Annotated in this window: 15 protein-coding genes, 1 tRNA gene and 1 pseudogene; 7 read left to right on the top strand and 10 right to left on the bottom strand. The window is 38.5% G+C overall.

All coding sequences use genetic code 11. The features are described from left to right. Both ACFIMI_RS07630 and ACFIMI_RS07635 read right to left on the bottom strand, forming a co-directional pair. Positions 1 to 92 (bottom strand): VirB3 family type IV secretion system protein (locus tag ACFIMI_RS07630; protein ID WP_375692422.1); only part of this gene is annotated, 92 nt, incomplete at its 3' end. Between the two features lie 27 nt (positions 93 to 119). Further along, positions 120 to 470, bottom strand: coding sequence for a TrbC/VirB2 family protein (locus tag ACFIMI_RS07635; RefSeq protein ID WP_375612518.1), 351 nt, complete (start codon positions 468 to 470; stop codon positions 120 to 122). Positions 471 to 628: 158 nt separating this feature from the next. Here ACFIMI_RS07635 and ACFIMI_RS07640 point away from each other — a divergent pair, with 158 nt between their 5' ends. Continuing rightward, a complete protein-coding gene (locus ACFIMI_RS07640; RefSeq protein WP_375686035.1) occupies positions 629 to 1,372 on the top strand; it encodes a nuclease in 744 nt (247 codons plus the stop codon). A gap of 597 nt (positions 1,373 to 1,969) precedes the next feature. Here ACFIMI_RS07640 and ACFIMI_RS07645 read toward each other — a convergent pair. Both ACFIMI_RS07645 and ACFIMI_RS07650 read right to left on the bottom strand, forming a co-directional pair. Beyond that, positions 1,970 to 2,413, bottom strand: coding sequence for a hypothetical protein (locus tag ACFIMI_RS07645; protein WP_375682893.1), 444 nt, complete (start codon positions 2,411 to 2,413; stop codon positions 1,970 to 1,972). A gap of 3 nt (positions 2,414 to 2,416) precedes the next feature. After that, positions 2,417 to 2,743, bottom strand: a complete 327-nt coding sequence (locus ACFIMI_RS07650; RefSeq protein ID WP_375612522.1) for a YqjD family protein — start codon at positions 2,741 to 2,743, stop codon at positions 2,417 to 2,419. 1,006 nt (positions 2,744 to 3,749) lie between these two features. Between ACFIMI_RS07650 and ACFIMI_RS07655 the strand changes: the two genes are divergently transcribed. Both ACFIMI_RS07655 and ACFIMI_RS07660 read left to right on the top strand, forming a co-directional pair. Next, the gene (locus ACFIMI_RS07655; protein WP_375675766.1) at positions 3,750 to 4,652 is read left to right on the top strand and encodes a MotA/TolQ/ExbB proton channel family protein; all 903 of its coding nucleotides are present in this window, start codon (positions 3,750 to 3,752) and stop codon (positions 4,650 to 4,652) included. Beyond that, entirely contained in the window at positions 4,649 to 5,230 is a 582-nt protein-coding gene (locus ACFIMI_RS07660; protein WP_375640904.1) for a biopolymer transporter ExbD, read from the top strand. The genes ACFIMI_RS07655 and ACFIMI_RS07660 overlap by 4 nt, the downstream gene beginning before the upstream one ends. 851 nt (positions 5,231 to 6,081) lie before the next feature. On the opposite strand, the pseudogene dut (ACFIMI_RS07665) reads toward ACFIMI_RS07660, so the two are convergent. From dut (ACFIMI_RS07665) to ACFIMI_RS07675, 3 genes and pseudogenes are all read right to left on the bottom strand, one after another. Next, positions 6,082 to 6,551: pseudogene (gene dut, locus ACFIMI_RS07665) on the bottom strand (dUTP diphosphatase); the annotation flags it as partial. Positions 6,552 to 6,733: 182 nt separating this feature from the next. Next, complete coding sequence (gene dut, locus ACFIMI_RS07670) at positions 6,734 to 7,264, bottom strand: dUTP diphosphatase (protein WP_375638300.1); 531 nt, start codon at positions 7,262 to 7,264, stop codon at positions 6,734 to 6,736. 243 nt (positions 7,265 to 7,507) lie between these two features. Then, positions 7,508 to 8,317, bottom strand: a complete 810-nt coding sequence (locus tag ACFIMI_RS07675) for a VIT1/CCC1 transporter family protein (protein ID WP_375682721.1) — start codon at positions 8,315 to 8,317, stop codon at positions 7,508 to 7,510. A 1,066-nt stretch (positions 8,318 to 9,383) separates the two neighbouring features. Between ACFIMI_RS07675 and ACFIMI_RS07680 the strand changes: the two genes are divergently transcribed. Next, positions 9,384 to 10,046: a hypothetical protein gene (locus ACFIMI_RS07680; RefSeq protein ID WP_375692410.1), complete on the top strand. Its 663-nt coding sequence runs from the start codon at positions 9,384 to 9,386 to the stop codon at positions 10,044 to 10,046. A 271-nt stretch (positions 10,047 to 10,317) separates the two neighbouring features. Next, on the top strand, positions 10,318 to 10,518 hold the full coding sequence (locus tag ACFIMI_RS07685; RefSeq protein WP_375613248.1) for a hypothetical protein: 201 nt from the start codon (positions 10,318 to 10,320) through the stop codon (positions 10,516 to 10,518). Between the two features lie 1,077 nt (positions 10,519 to 11,595). Here the strand turns inward: ACFIMI_RS07685 and ACFIMI_RS07690 are convergent. Continuing rightward, positions 11,596 to 12,120: a type II toxin-antitoxin system PemK/MazF family toxin gene (locus tag ACFIMI_RS07690; protein WP_375613249.1), complete on the bottom strand. Its 525-nt coding sequence runs from the start codon at positions 12,118 to 12,120 to the stop codon at positions 11,596 to 11,598. A 164-nt stretch (positions 12,121 to 12,284) separates the two neighbouring features. Between ACFIMI_RS07690 and ACFIMI_RS07695 the strand changes: the two genes are divergently transcribed. After that, entirely contained in the window at positions 12,285 to 12,419 is a 135-nt protein-coding gene (locus ACFIMI_RS07695; protein WP_375692411.1) for a hypothetical protein, read from the top strand. Here the strand turns inward: ACFIMI_RS07695 and ACFIMI_RS07700 are convergent. Together ACFIMI_RS07700 and ACFIMI_RS07705 are read right to left on the bottom strand one after the other, a co-directional pair. After that, positions 12,416 to 12,988, bottom strand: a complete 573-nt coding sequence (locus ACFIMI_RS07700) for a disulfide bond formation protein B (protein WP_375668247.1) — start codon at positions 12,986 to 12,988, stop codon at positions 12,416 to 12,418. The genes ACFIMI_RS07695 and ACFIMI_RS07700 overlap by 4 nt on opposite strands. Before the next feature lie 12 nt (positions 12,989 to 13,000). Further along, positions 13,001 to 13,606 carry a YqaA family protein gene (locus ACFIMI_RS07705; protein WP_273790911.1) on the bottom strand — a complete coding sequence of 202 codons (606 nt, stop codon included), beginning with the start codon at positions 13,604 to 13,606 and terminating at the stop codon, positions 13,001 to 13,003. Between the two features lie 222 nt (positions 13,607 to 13,828). Here ACFIMI_RS07705 and ACFIMI_RS07710 point away from each other — a divergent pair. Further along, positions 13,829 to 13,913: transfer RNA gene (locus ACFIMI_RS07710), tRNA-Leu, on the top strand. The last annotated feature ends 766 nt before the right edge of the window (positions 13,914 to 14,679 follow it).

Below are 14,679 nucleotides of genomic sequence, written 5' to 3' on the forward strand. Positions count from 1 at the left end.
CCCATAGCTTCCACCGTCACGCCTGCGATCATTGCAGGGCGCGTGCAAGCAAGAAATAACGTATCTTCTGTTAGCTTGTCGTGCTCTTTCATGGCTTTGAAAGGCTAAAGTTAAGCGAATTAAGACATAAACATTGATGCGATTTGCGATGCACCAAAAACAATGCCGATGCCAACACAAACAAAGAAAGCTTTACGCATTTCAACATAACCAGCAATCCATGCAAGCCCAACACCAGCAATCGCAATGGTTGCGATTGATTTTGCAATTGGTCCTTTTAAAGCATCAACTATTTTTTGAAGAGCAGTTTCAATTTTTCCGAAGCCGCCATCAGCAAATGCTGGTTCACTCAGTGCCATGAAGGCAATAAACAGCATCAATGCTGCTGTTAACCATTTTTTTTGGGTGTTGGATAGAATAGTTTTTTGTAAGGTATGTTCATTAATGAACGAATTATTCATGTTTTTCATGAAAATTCCCCCGCTTTATGTTTAAGTTGATCATAAAATTAATATTCAAAATATTAATCGGGAATCATATAAATGAAAAAAATATTTTTTTCTATCGATAAATTAATAATATTTAATCTTTTATTATTTAATAAACAAAAAATATAGTAATATTCAAAATGATACTTTTAAAATGTTTTCGAGCAGCGCCTAAATATATTGTCTTAATTTGTATTATTATTTTAGGATACTTTTATTTCAGTCAACATACTGAAAATATTATGCAATTTTCTCTTTTTGAAGGATCAGAAAAGACAATTGGAAACCCCGTTCAAAATCCGAAGTCACAATTGGTTGATTATGCAAACCAACAAGACGCAATCCAACAAAATGTGGTGTTGCATTCAGAACCAATCGCATCACAATTTTATGAAGAAAATGTGCCGGTCTATTCCGGTGCTATACAGGTCACAAGTGGTGTGACCTTTAAAATGATTACGCTTGTAGATGATGGGTGGAGAAAAAAGATCATCCGTGATATCCGTTTATATGGTGTGGAAAGCTGTGAAATGAGGCAATTTGCCTCACGCAACGGAGTTAAGTGGCCTTGCGGTGCTTTTGTTACGGCTTGGCTTGTTTCAAAAACAATTGATAAAAAGGTTACTTGTCGGCAAGCACGTGTCGTTCAACAGGTTCATTATGCACAATGTTTTGTAGATGGGGTTGATCTGGCGCGGTTGGGGCTGGCAGAAGGGTTGATGGTGTTGACAAAAGATCAGCATCATTTTCCATCCCCCGCAGACTATAAAACTCTACAATCTGCTGCTCAAAAAGCACAAAACGGTTTATGGTCGAGCCAATTTCAACAACCAGAAGATTGGCGAAGAGATCATGGAAGCTATAATCCCATTGACCATAATTAATATTGACCATTATTGATAAAGTGTCTTTTCAAGCGCTATTTAAAAATCAAGACAATATTCTACTGCAAATCTTATCAGAAAAAAGTTAATGATAATCCACACAGTCCTTGGTGGACAACGCTCGTTATGGAAATTTGTTGTGTTTAAAGCTCGCTTACGCATATAGGTTGCTCACTACAGCGCTATGGGAGAGCGCGTTTCCTTCCCCTAAACAAAATAGTCATTGTAACAAACATGAGTGTTCAGAAAAATATAAACACATGCAAACTATTGATGTGACCTTTGGTCATGAAAAAAGGCTTATGAAAAAATAGAGAAAAGGTAAAACTGAAAATACCTTGCCTTCAAAAAACAATCAATTGCTTCAAATCAAACCAGAACTTTTAATGCAAGCTTTGCCTCATGTTGCTATGTTCATGAAACATGGGTTGCAATCTGAAAGAGAGTGTAGCGGTTCTATGGAATTTTTAGCAAAATGAAGGGGATTTTTTTCAGGTATTTGAAGAAGCTAAAGAGACTATGAGGAAAAAATGTGCTTTCTTTTGCTATAAAAGAAAGCACACTGAGGGGGAATTTAGAGTGACAGCTTTACATATTTTACTTTGAAAAGCGGTCTTTTTTATCTTTTTTCCACAAAAAATAAGTTGCAAGTCCGAGAATGGGAACACTCAATTTGGCAAAAGGGAGATGTTGACTGAGAGCTGCAAGGCTGGAAACGGTCGCATCTGTCATGAGTTTGTGGCGTTGTTCTTCTGTCTTTTTTTGTTGGTCATAGCGTTGATAAGTTTTGAGAACGCGACTGATAATAAGACCTAATCCCGCAAGAGAAAGACAAATTAAAAACATGATACTGGCGGCAGCAAGAGGCTTCATAACAGAACATAACGCAATAAAACCGATGGTACATAAAAAAAGCAAAGACATGAAGAATGAAATGCCAATAAACCCATAAAAAATTGCTTGAAGGCGTACTTGCTTGACTGTGCTTTTAAGCCCTCCACCGACAAGATGGTTTAAAAGAGGCGCGATAAACTTATGCATTGCTTAACGACGCAGTAATTGAGAAAGAATAAAACCAACCCCTGCGGCAAACAAAACGCTTTTGCCAGGATTTTTGCGAACGCATTGATTCATGGTTTGTTCAAGATCACTAATTTTGTCTTTTGCTTGAGACATCATGTCTTCACCACTTTCTTTCGCTGAGTGATATAGTTTTTCCGCTTTGTCTTTGGCGGCGTTGAATTTGTTTGCACCAAGATCTGTTAGGGTTGAGGTAATCCCTGAAATTTCAGTGCGTAACGTTTCTAATTGTCCTTGTAGGTCTTTTTCTACGGCTGATTTATCGTGCTGTGTTGTTTTATTATGGGCCATGGTATTTTTCCCTCTTGATTCATTATATTTGTATTGGTGTGTTCATAGTGATCATTTGCATTGGAGTGAAAATTTTCACTGCTTGAGTAACGCCAAAAGCTTTTTTTGGTTCCTTTCATTTTGTCGAATTTAAAATTGTTTTTGATAAAATAAATCTTTCCTATACGATATGCTTTGTCTGTAAAGGGTCGCATCTGTTGAGAATTGTCTTATGCTTTTGCAGTAATTTAGCACCATTCTTCAGTTTCTCGTGGCGCAGTTTTTTATAAAAGTTTTTTAAAAGTGTGCTGAGGCTTATTTTTTAAGCTTGTGACAGGTAAAAAACATCGTTGTTGCGATTTTGCGGCAGAAGTACTGTCATTTTTATACTTTTGCAGCAAAGAAAAAGAAAATAATATTGCGGCTCTTTGCTCTCTATGTATTTGGGGGCAACACGCGCTCCCCATGATACTTTTGGTCAGTTTAAGAATATTGCGATCGTTCTTTTTTAAAAACGTAAGGTATATTTTTATTTTAGGATAGGAGAGGTACTTTAGTGCACTGGTTGTTAGAGAAGTGCATATCCTTTTCTCCGAGGATTTTATGATATTTTTGCTGCTTGTTTCATGTAAGAAAATATTTTGTTGGCTTCAAAAGAGCCGCAGAAATGAGAAAAGCTTTGCGATATGAGAGATTTATTTAACAGGAACGATGATAAATTATTCTTATAAATTAAAATATTATATGCGATACTTCTTGTAAGTTTATCATTTTGCCTAATTTATGCAATAAATTGATTGGGTAAGATAAACTTGTTGAATTGTTAGAGAAAAATTTCTTGAGTAATTTCTTTAGAATTAAGAGAGAGCTTGTGAAATAAAACTATACTTGATTTATCAAGTTTTCTTTCTTAAGAGGAATACACAAGTGACGTTAAAAGGGTAGTGGCATTGTGGAACAGTGATGCTATGCGGGGTGACGATCCAGCTCATAAATAAAGATAAGAGCACAAGAATGTGAGATAAAAATGGAATCTGAAACAGTCCCTTTAGATAAAACAGTCCCTTTAGATAATATGTCTGCTGTATTGACAGTGCATGATTTTTCTCCTCTTTCTATGTTTATGGCTGCTGATTGGGTGGTGAAAGCCGTTATCATTATTTTGTTACTTGCTTCACTTATGTCTTGGACAATTGCTTTTGTGAAAATTGTTGAGATCACTTTGGTAAAACGAAGAGTACGTCATGAACTTCAATTGGTTCTAAATGCTCAGACTCTTACGCGTTTGGCAGCTAGCTTGAAAGAAAGCAAAGGAGCTGGTGTGTTTTTTCTCAAAGAAGTCCTTAAAGAGGTGTATCTTTCTGCACAACAGGTTCATTTTTCTGCTCCTGAAGGGATAAACGAAAGCTCTGGTGAAAAAACCAGTGTAGGGGAAAATGCACAAACGATTGAAGATATTCTCTTTTATGAGGAGAGCAATCAATATGAAGATGTTTCCCGCGATGTTCGCGATGCTAGGGTTCGTGATGTTCATGAAGGTTTAAAAGAAAGGGTTCATTCACTTTTGTCACGCTGCTTGCTGGCTGCTACACGCCGTGTTGCATGTGGAAGTGCTGTTCTTGCAACTATTGGCGCAATTGCTCCTTTTGTTGGTCTTTTTGCAACTGTTTGGGGAATTATGAATTCTTTTATTGGGATTGCTCAGTCTCAAACAACGCGACTTGATGTGGTGGCGCCTGGAATTGCTGAAGCCTTATTCGCAACGGCTGTTGGGCTTTTTGTGGCTATTCCCGCCGTTGTTATGTATAATAGCCTTATGCGTGCTTTGAGTGGTTATCGTAGTGATTTAGGTGATATCGCTGCTGCTCTTGAAAGGCTCTTGAGCCGTGAACTTGATAGACAAAGACAACAGAAAAGTCATAAAAAATGAAAGCAAGCCTTAATAATGATTGGGATATAGACGAGAGTGGGTTGCAAAGCGAAATCAATGTGACCCCTTTTATTGATGTTGTATTGGTGTTGCTTATTGTTTTTATGGTTGCAGCGCCTTTGGCAACATCTGCCATTTCCGTTCAGCTTCCTTCTATAACTCAAGCACCTTCAGTGGTTCAGTCTGATGAACCTCTTTATGTTACGTTGCAAAAAGATCGTTCTCTTTACATTGGTGATCATCTTGTAGAACAAGCAGCTTTGAGAGAAGCTTTGTTGAGGGAAACGACGCAAAATTTAGAGACAAAAATTTTAATCAAAGCGGATAGCGAAATTGATTATGGTACTGTCATCGATTTATTAAATCAAATACGCATGGCTGGATATCATAAAATCGGTCTTGTAGGATTGCAAAACTCTACCAATCTTGTCTCAAGAGGTGAGATCAATAATAAAACAACAGGGGTAGCGAACGCTGCTGTCGATGGAGCGGGTGGTAACGTTGTGGGGCATGTGGATGCCGTAACAACGGGCACTGCGGGAAACGCTAATATTCCAGCCGATGTCTCTGATCAGTGATAAAAAACAGCCTTTGTTGCAGGAAGCAAAGCATATTACTCAAAGTCGTAGAGTGAAATTGATGAGGGTTCCGTGGATTTATTAAACCAAACACGCATGGGTTTGATATTACGTAGGGGTTTGATATTACGCAGGGGGTTCATATATTGAATCGGTTTTTTAGGATTAAGCTCTACTCATCTTGCCGCAAGAGGTGCGATCAAGAAAACAGCAGAGGCGATTGTTGTGTGTCTTAATACATCTTAAAGCCTTTTTTGCGGCGGTGTTCATAAATGGTATAACCGTAAAGCCCCCGTAAAATAATCAAAAAATCTATCGAACCTCACTCTCTTTATGCTGAATAAAAGAGTAAGCGAGCACCATTATCGTATTTATATTTTTTTCCAAGACAGTGTTAATATACGTATTCATTGTAGGCATTTTTTCAGTTTTTATCTACATGCTAACCACGTTTGGAATGTGAGAAACATGCTTTTGATTGATTTAATATAAATAGGCTTGCCATGAAACAATCTTACAGTATTGAGATTTCTCATTTAAGTTGAAAGACAATTCATTATTATTATAAATCAATATGATGTATAGATTGTCGACATTACAAGCAGTGTGTGAACGCTCAATGGTTAATGCCAATGTTTTTGTTATGGGGAGGGGTATCTGGTGATAATGAAGTTTTGTATAGCGTGAGAGACGTAATTGAGAGATGCTTGTTTAGAGGTGCGTTTAGTGAAAAAACTTTGAAAGCAAATGCGCATTCCCTCTGCACTTTAAAAGCGCAAAGAATTTCCAGTGAAAGAGTGGTTGGAATAAGTATGTGTGTTATTTTGAGAGGAGCGATTTTTCAGAGCTTCTTAAGTGTGTCCCGTTGAACCAAAACCTCCTGTTCCACGGCTCTCGTTATGGCTTTGGGTATTTTGCTCTGGTTCAATGGCGCAAACATTAACTTGGGATACAGGGGCGATGACTGTTTGGGCAATGGCGCGCATGCCCCGTTTAAATGGAAAAGTCTTCTTGTCCTAAATTGATTAAGAAGGAGTTTGACTTCACTTCCGGATAGTCACACCCAATCGTTCTTGGAGTGTTGAGGCATGTGATGCCCGTGTTTTAAGGCTAAGCCAGAGCGTGGACGGATGCGTGCTTCAAACCCAAGAGATAAATGAAAAATGAGACCTGTTGGAATAAGTGCCCGCTGCCCAGAGGCAAGAACAAGCGTTTCTTCTTTACCAATTGCTGCTTGTAAATCCAAGACCGCAGAATCAGCCGTTGTGTAGTGAGGAAGCTTTCTTGTCCCAAGTGCAAGATGCTGAACGGATAAAGTCAAGGGGGGTGTGAAGATTGAGAAGAGACAGGAGAAGAGTAAGGATACTTGTTTAGAGGGGCGTTTAGTGAAAAAACTTTGAAAGCAAATGCGCACTCCTTCTACACTTTAAAAGCCCAAGGGACTTCTAGTGAAAGAGTGGTTGGGTATGTGTTATTTTGAGAGTAGAGATTTTTCAGAGCTTCTTAAGTGTGTCCCGTTGAACCAAAACCTCCTGTTCCACGGCTCTCGTTATGGCTTTGGGTATTTTGCTCTGGTTCAATGGCGCAAACATTAACTTGAGATACGGGGGCGATGACTGTTTGGGCAATGCGCATGCCTCGTTGGATGGAAAAGTCTTCTTGTCCTAAATTGATAAGAAGGACTTTGACTTCACCACGGTAGTCACTATCAATCGTTCCTGGAGTGTTGAGGCATGTGATGCCGTGTTTTAAGGCTAAGCCAGAGCGTGGACGTATTTGTGCTTCAAACCCAAGAGATAAATGAAAAATGAGACCTGTTGGAATAAGTGCCCGCTGCCCAGGGGCAAGAACAAGCGTTTCTTCTTCTCCAATTGCTGCCCGTAGATCAAGACCCGCAGAACCCGCTGTCGCGTAGCAAGGAAGTTCTAAACCTTGTCCGTGTGCAAGACGCTGAACAAATAAAGTCTGGGCATGTGAAGATTGAGAAGAGACAGGATGATTGTTTAAAGGGGCGTTGGTTTCAGTGTGCGACATGATCGAGGCATTTCCAAAATATGAGGTCTAGAAGAAAATGATACTTTAACAAAAGATATCTATAAAACCAAGTCGATAAAGGTGTGTGGATATAGGTTGTCCCCAGAGCTTGCTTATCATCTCTTGCTGACCTAAAATATTCCACAACACCACCTAACATCATCAAAGGCATCATCAAGGATGGCTTATGCCTAGGGGCATGCGCTTATTTGAGATCTAAATTATGGTTACAGATAAGATTTTTTAGATACTACCGATAAGAATACCCGTGGCAAAAACCAGAGCTCCCCCAATGATAACCTGTAAAGAGGCGCGCCAAAAGGGAGTGGACATGAATTTGTTCTGAATCCAGACGATGGCGCCTAGTTCGAAAAAAACAATGATAAAAGCAATAATTGTCGCTACATAAAAAGAGTTGATTAAATAGGGAAGCGTATGGCCTAATCCTCCTAATGTGGTCATAATGCCGCTGGCAAGGCCTCTTTTTAATGGCGAACCACGTCCTGATAATTTGCCGTCATCATGGGCTGCTTCTGTGAAACCCATCGAAAGTCCTGCACCAATTGAAGCTGAGAGTCCTATCAAAAAAGTTTGATGCGTGTCTCCCGTGGCAAAAGCTGCGGCAAAAATGGGGGCAAGGGTAGAGACAGAGCCATCCATTAACCCTGCAAGACCTGGTTGAATCCAAGTCAAAAGTGTTTGTCTTTGCGTTTTCGAAGGCTTTTTTATGGTGTGATTTGCCGCTGTTGTTTTTTGGGAGGGATGGCGGTTCTTGCCTTTCACAAGAGAAGTTTTGTCACATAATGAACCGATAGTGTTTGCACGATTATGGCAAGAAAGGCACAAAAGTTGCTTATAATTTTTAAGCTCTTGAAGCCCCATGGCGGTAAAAACCGCGGCTTCCTTAGAGGAATAAGGTTCTAGAGCTTTTGCATATTTTAAATAGAGCGCCGCATGTTGCTCTTTTAATTTGAGCGCTTTAAGTATCACGTTTTGTGCTGAACGAAAGGACAGAGCTTTACGTTGTACAAATGAAAAAAACAATTTCAACATTTTCTGTTCCTTTGCACTTTAGAATAATTCTAAAACATAAGAAAAATAAACCGAAAGTCAATCTAAAAGTTCAAAACTGAAAAATTGCAAAAAGGTTGCAGTAAAAAAATGCTGGGATGTTGAGAAAGTACAAGGAGATTTGTCAAATGGAGACGACAGGGGCGCATGAAAGAAATGATTACGTGAAAAAATTTAAGAGACAATGTGCTTTATTTTGCTAAAGGGGCGTTTGAATGGAGCATTTCAATGTATTGATGCTCGAGAATATAGGAAAGGAATAAGCTAGCATCATCATTCATTTTATGCGTTCAAAAGACTGTAACAGCTCTTAGAATTTGAAATGATTCTTTAAAAAGAGACCTTTTTCAAGGGATAAAAGCCCATTTCGCGTGGGGGGCCCCGTGAAGAGTATAGAAGGGTAGAGCAGCAAAATGTCCATGAAATAATATAAACTCCATTGAGTCTTCTTAATCTTTACGCTTCGTAAAAGAGCAAGCCGGCATCATCATACACCTTAGCTCCCAGTGTTGCGACAGTCTTTAGCACTGTTCATTATAGGCATGACATTTTATTGTACAGTTTTACGCCACTCATTCTGCTTGTGGAGGTGTAAGACAGTATTCTTATGATATTTACGCGCATTTTAGCGTTGTTACAGCTTTTGCATTTAGGTGGATTTGTTAGCGTGTAACGAATTATCTTTTGTACTGTAATTGCAGGGACAGATAAAGGTGGGAGTGCATAAATGACAGAGATATTATCATATCAAATTGTTTGATCACGCATAAAAATTTATGCTTTATGAAGGGGCATTTATCGCCTTGTAACTGGCCTGATATCTTGCATGAAAGCCCAAAATTCAGTAAAATTCTCTCACTTCAAAACTTCTTATCTTAAATCAATTCAAATCATTTGCTTGTGTATCACAAGGAAGGGTGTGGGTGCTGTGTTTTTATTTAAAGTATGGATGAGTTGAAATGTGAAAAGTGCATAATCTCTACGCGTTAACAAACGTTTTTGATGTTTTTAAAAAAGAGCGAAATTGTGCAGAAAAAAGAGGAACTCTATGGACATTGATGATAGTTTAGAATGGTTTTTGGGTTTGCACAAACTAACAATACCGCAGGCAGCGCTTTTAATAGTTGGATTAAATCCAGGAAAGTGTTTGTTTCACGATGAAATGGAACCAGAAAAGAGTGATATTTACGAAGATAACCTTTCCGTATCATCAGAGAAAACTGCTTGTTTCCGAGGAGCTTATAATGCCATAGTTCAGGCAGGAAAAGACGATCAATTAAAGATAGAATGGTCGAGTTTTTCTAATTATATAGAGACATATTCCTCATATGTTCTCGTTGATGATTTAAAAGAATGGCTTTCGTCGCGTGGTCTACGTCCTGCGTTTTTTTTTCCTGAGGATGATTCTGCTGAGACTAAGGATCAGAAATATTATGCGTTTCAAGATCCAACGCATCCACGTTATGCTCCAAAGCTTGCTGCTATTGTTGCGGCATGGGAAGCGGTGAGTGAGGCTGAGGGTGGTAAAACTGTTAAAGGAACGCTTATAAAGTGGCTTAGTGAACATGCCGTTCAGTACAAGTTGGTGGATGATGATAATTTACCAAGAGAGAAGCTCATTGAGGAGTTAGCGGCTGTTGCGAATTGGGAACCTACCGGAGGGGCGCCTAAGACACCTGCCAGCTCTCTTTTATCAAAAGAAAAAAAATAAAAAGATCACTAAAATTGCGCTGTTTTTTTTTGATAATTTTGAAGATAAACTCTTTTTCTGGGGGAGATTTTTACTTTTCTTCCCTAGATTATAAGTAATTGTTTTTCAATAAAAATAATTTTTATAGTGTTCCTCTGACTGTTCAGGCGGGGAAAAATAGACATTTTGGGGCAGTAAAATTTACCCTGTAGTTTTCGTAACTTACCTCTCTATTTTTGTTTGATTTTTTGGGGCACTTTTAAAATCCAAATCAACTGAAATGGATTTAAATATGATAAAAATACTTTCTTTTTTTACGGTGCGTGGAAGTGCAAAAAATTCTCAAGTAAGTGCCCCGATATTGGAGCAGCCTGTTGCCGATGAGGTGGTGCGTAAATCGTTTAGAATAGGTGTATTGTCGTGTTGGTTAAAGTTTGAACTTACCCTTGTTATGGAAAAGGTCAAAGCTGAGCGCCATACGCTTTCTCCATAAAGAAATCTTGTCATCTATGAGCGAGTGAGGATTTCTCTTGAAAAATTTGCACAATAGTAAAACTCGTTAGCAAAACCCGTTCTTTGGCGTAACAAAAAGGATGTCATAAATGATTATCTCATCATAAATATGCTTTAAGAATAACCCTTGCGTGGCGAAAGTCTATGGCGTAGTCGCTATAGACTTTTGCTCCGTGTGTGGTGATCAATGCTCTTGTTTATCTCTTGTCAATGCAAGTGCCCATGAAAGTGATGGGTGTCTATTGTTCCATTGTGATGCTTGGTTGTTCATGTTTAGAAACGACAAGTGTATTAAATGTGATAGGGTTGATAGAAAGGAAAACGTATCCTGTAAAAATAGGTGTGTCTTTAAAATAAAGCTGATAAACGAAATTATTTTTTTATCTACCTTTTATATGGTGAGAAAAAAGGCATTCAAAGTGCAAGCATAAGCAATTTAGCAGTAAATCCCAAAATAGCTTAACATAGATCGTTTCTCGGAAAAGGGGAAGAAAATCTATCTGTAAAAGCTATGTTGGGTCGTGTGACAGGTGAAATAATGCGGTTAGGGCAATAAACAATTGTTATTGGTGAAGAGATAGAAATCGATTGGGGGTTGATTTCTAGTTTATTAGAGAATTTTCTTTGTTATCTCGTAAAATACAATCGTTTGAGGTGTGGTCATATAAAGCGAAGCTTTTTTTCAATCTTGGAAAGATATTCCCATTGCGGAAAATCATATAAAGTTTAAGCAACGGCAGCACGATTTTTTGTGCAATGAAATGATAAGTATGTACAATATCTCGGTAATCTCCGTGGGAAACTTTACCGGATCCAAGGTGTGGATATTGTCTTCTGCTTACCCCAAATCGCAGATATTTCAAAACAACAACGGTGGAGAATGAATGTTGGATATGTTCTAGGGAAGGTTGCAAAAAATGGCAGTTTTCAAAAAAATACCAAAAATGACGAAAGGAGCGGTTTCCCACTCCTTCGTTCCTATCTCCCCTTGCGGGGAAGCGGCCACCATTACTGATGCCGTGTATGCTGATATAGGTACACTTATTTTTCTCAAAAGTCAATAGTGTAAATGCGGTAAATATTTGAGCATCAGAGCTACAACTTTATGAAAATCTTCGCAGGATAATCTTGGAACGGTACGTGAGCAACTTAAACGACTTACAGAAACTGTTGTGACATAATTGCAGATAATCCATGCTTTTTTATTCTCTATAGGAGATTGTATTGGATACGCAGCGGGATTATTGGGTTGTGATTTCGTTGAAAAAGGTAAAACTGTCACATTTCCATATAATTTTGCATTCTTAGAAAGCACTAAAACAGGCCGCTTTTTCCAAAATTCAGGGAGTATCGAATCATGAGGAAAATCGCACCAAAAAACTTGTCTGATGCGTGGTGCCGATTTGATTCGTGGTTTTATATGAGGTGGTTTTTCGTAAGGCGCATTTAAATCCCTTTCTTTTATATGCTCACGCCATGCATTATGATCATGTTCCATCATAACACATGGTTCTTCAAGTTTGGTTATATCTAAGGAAATAGGTGATAGGGTAGAAGGCTCTGTGTTCTTATCTTCAGCCATAGCAGACCATTTATATTTATTGGTCCCCTCACTTATTATTTTACGGCTTTTCTATCACGAGTTTTTATCAAAATGTTGCTTATAAGTACAGAGAGGTGAAACCATAAAATGGATGTATCTGCTTATTTTTGTCTTTTGAGTACAACGCTAGAGGAGGGATGTTGGTGACTCGTTGGTGTGGGTGGGTTGGTTTGGCGGTGGGTGGTTTTGGGTGGGGATTGGTGATTGGAGGGTTGTTGGTAGGGGAAAGCGATTGGAGAGAACGAGTGTACGCGGTTTCGTTTCTATTTTATGGTTAGAGTTTTTTATGGATTGAAAGGAGCCCTTTTGAAGTAATATAGAGGCTTATAAGGGAGAAAAATAGGCTTGAGACGACATTCCAACCGGCAAATGAAAGAAAAAGAAAGCGTGCGGATGCTTCAGAACAAGAAGGGGGATGAATGCTATTTAATTGGTTAAGCAGCTGGTTAATGTCTGAGGTTTTTCTGACTGCGCTTAAACCACAGCTGAGGGGAGCTTCCCAAAAGCCATATTCAACACCCGCATGATAAACGGCTAAAACAAGGCTGATGCACATTAAGACAAAAACACACAAAAACAAAAGTTGTATCCAAGCAGTTATGCGAAAAAAATATGCCCCAAAACCTGCTAAGAGCAAAAATGGTATGGCTCCATAATAAGGAAAACGCTCTATGAGACATAAATCGCAAGGAAGATATCCTCCGAAATATTCAAAACCAAGGGCAATACCTATTGTGGCAGACAAGCAAAAAGCGAGAAAAAAAGCCCATAAACTTTGTTCTTTTCTGCTGGGTTCAAGATGAAGGTGTTTGTGTAAAAGTGGGTGAGAAGACAAAACGCATGCCATTAAGTCTGTTCCTTATAAAAGCTTCCTGTTTAAAAAAGCTATGAAAATCCCATAAATTAAAAGGAGGCTAACACAACCAATGAGAACAATCCATTTGAAATGCTGTACTAGAAAATTCATTGCTTTTTGTCCAAAATGTTTAATCAGCCACGCGAGAAGATAAAAACGAGCGCCTCTAGAAAAAATACAAATAAGCATGAAAAGTTCAAGACGCACACTCATAACACCGGCCAAAATTGTGACAATCTTGATGGGGGGAAGATGAAAAAAACCTGATGTTATCAGTAAAATGATTAGAAATTGCAGGGTTGCACTATTTTTCAGAGATTCAAAACTTTCAACCTTACCATAAATTTCTAAAATGGGTTTGGCAAGGGTATCATAGGCAAAATGTCCGATAAACCAACCGGCAATGCCTCCTAATACAGAACAGATTGTTGCAATCAAAGCATAGCGATAAACCCGCTTTTGATGGATAAGAAGCATCGGAATATATAAAACATCTATGGGAATTGGAAAAACAGAACTTTCAATAAAGGCAATGAAACCAAGCCAGTGTGGTGCTGTACGCCGATTTGCTAAAGAAATCGTCCAAAGCTTTAATTTGTTTAATATCATGAGGCTTTTTATAAGTTTAAGAGGTAAAGACTTTACAAATGAGATTGCTATAAATCCGGTAGAGAAATCCAATAAAGAAAGTATTTCATAAAATAGATAAGAAAATGATATGAATTCTTAAAAAATGAGAAGTCTTCTGTTGACGAATCTGTTCTTCTTCATATAGTGCAAAGGAATAATCGACAAGTCTGTCTTTTATAGTCCTGTCTTTTATAGCAGTGTGCGGGTGTGGTGGAACTGGTAGACGCGCCAGACTCAAAATCTGGTTCCGAGAGGAGTGTCGGTTCGAGTCCGACCACCCGCACCACTTCATAAATATTTTCCTTTATCCTGTTATGGTGCATCACGTTGTTTTATAGAACATGGGATTTATAAAACATGGGGGGATTTATAAAACATGGGGGGATTTATAAAACATGGGGGGATTTATAAAACATGGGATTTATAGACCGTGTTCAATGTTTTGCATGTTGAATGAAAAACCTCGAATACCGTAGGATTCTCTCATTTCAAGTCTGCTTATAGTAAATCAACCAAAATCATGTCGCTCGTACGTTACAAGCTAGATGAGCTCTCGCGTGGAGTGAAATTTTACAAAAAATGAATAAAAATGCCTCTTATGCTGTTTCAAGGGCATCATTGGAGGTTAAAGTGTATGATGGATGGGGGGTGCCTGCTTGCACTTTTATGAAGTGTAGAGATGGTGCTCTATAGATTTTATATTCTTGTAGGTGCTGTCGCAAAATGGGCTTGAGGGTTTTGAGAGCTGTTTCTTTAAAACACGCATGTGAATTGGCAACCAAAGTGTCTTGAATTTGAGTGTGTTTGGTTTGAAGCGTTGTCGTATGACATGAGGGGCGTGATCGCCAAAAAGATATGTGAGCAACAAAAGCATGGGGCAATGTGTAATCTCCTCTCTTTAAAAGACAGGAGCATGAGAGGCTTAAAAGATTATGCTTTAGAGGCTTTATAGATTTTATATTCTTGTAGGTGCTTTCGCAAAATGGGCTTGAGGGTTTTGAGAGCTGTTTCTTTAAAACACGCATGTGAATTGGCAACCAAAGTGTCTTGAA

The organism is Bartonella sp. AP4SXKL (genome assembly GCF_042195845.1).
GTDB lineage: Bacteria > Pseudomonadota > Alphaproteobacteria > Rhizobiales > Rhizobiaceae > Bartonella.

Excerpts from the sequence above, each read along its gene's own strand:
- ACFIMI_RS07635 (WP_375612518.1), bottom strand. The coding sequence starts at position 470 with ATGAAAAACATGAATAATTCGTTCATTAATGAACATACCTTACAAAAA.
- ACFIMI_RS07640 (WP_375686035.1), top strand. The coding sequence starts at position 629 with ATGATACTTTTAAAATGTTTTCGAGCAGCGCCTAAATATATTGTCTTA.
- ACFIMI_RS07645 (WP_375682893.1), bottom strand. The coding sequence starts at position 2,413 with ATGCATAAGTTTATCGCGCCTCTTTTAAACCATCTTGTCGGTGGAGGG.
- ACFIMI_RS07650 (WP_375612522.1), bottom strand. The coding sequence starts at position 2,743 with ATGGCCCATAATAAAACAACACAGCACGATAAATCAGCCGTAGAAAAA.
- ACFIMI_RS07655 (WP_375675766.1), top strand. The coding sequence starts at position 3,750 with ATGGAATCTGAAACAGTCCCTTTAGATAAAACAGTCCCTTTAGATAAT.
- ACFIMI_RS07660 (WP_375640904.1), top strand. The coding sequence starts at position 4,649 with ATGAAAGCAAGCCTTAATAATGATTGGGATATAGACGAGAGTGGGTTG.
- dut (WP_375638300.1), bottom strand. The coding sequence starts at position 7,264 with ATGTCGCACACTGAAACCAACGCCCCTTTAAACAATCATCCTGTCTCT.
- ACFIMI_RS07675 (WP_375682721.1), bottom strand. The coding sequence starts at position 8,317 with ATGTTGAAATTGTTTTTTTCATTTGTACAACGTAAAGCTCTGTCCTTT.
- ACFIMI_RS07680 (WP_375692410.1), top strand. The coding sequence starts at position 9,384 with ATGGACATTGATGATAGTTTAGAATGGTTTTTGGGTTTGCACAAACTA.
- ACFIMI_RS07685 (WP_375613248.1), top strand. The coding sequence starts at position 10,318 with ATGATAAAAATACTTTCTTTTTTTACGGTGCGTGGAAGTGCAAAAAAT.
- ACFIMI_RS07690 (WP_375613249.1), bottom strand. The coding sequence starts at position 12,120 with ATGGCTGAAGATAAGAACACAGAGCCTTCTACCCTATCACCTATTTCC.
- ACFIMI_RS07700 (WP_375668247.1), bottom strand. The coding sequence starts at position 12,988 with ATGGCATGCGTTTTGTCTTCTCACCCACTTTTACACAAACACCTTCAT.
- ACFIMI_RS07705 (WP_273790911.1), bottom strand. The coding sequence starts at position 13,606 with ATGATATTAAACAAATTAAAGCTTTGGACGATTTCTTTAGCAAATCGG.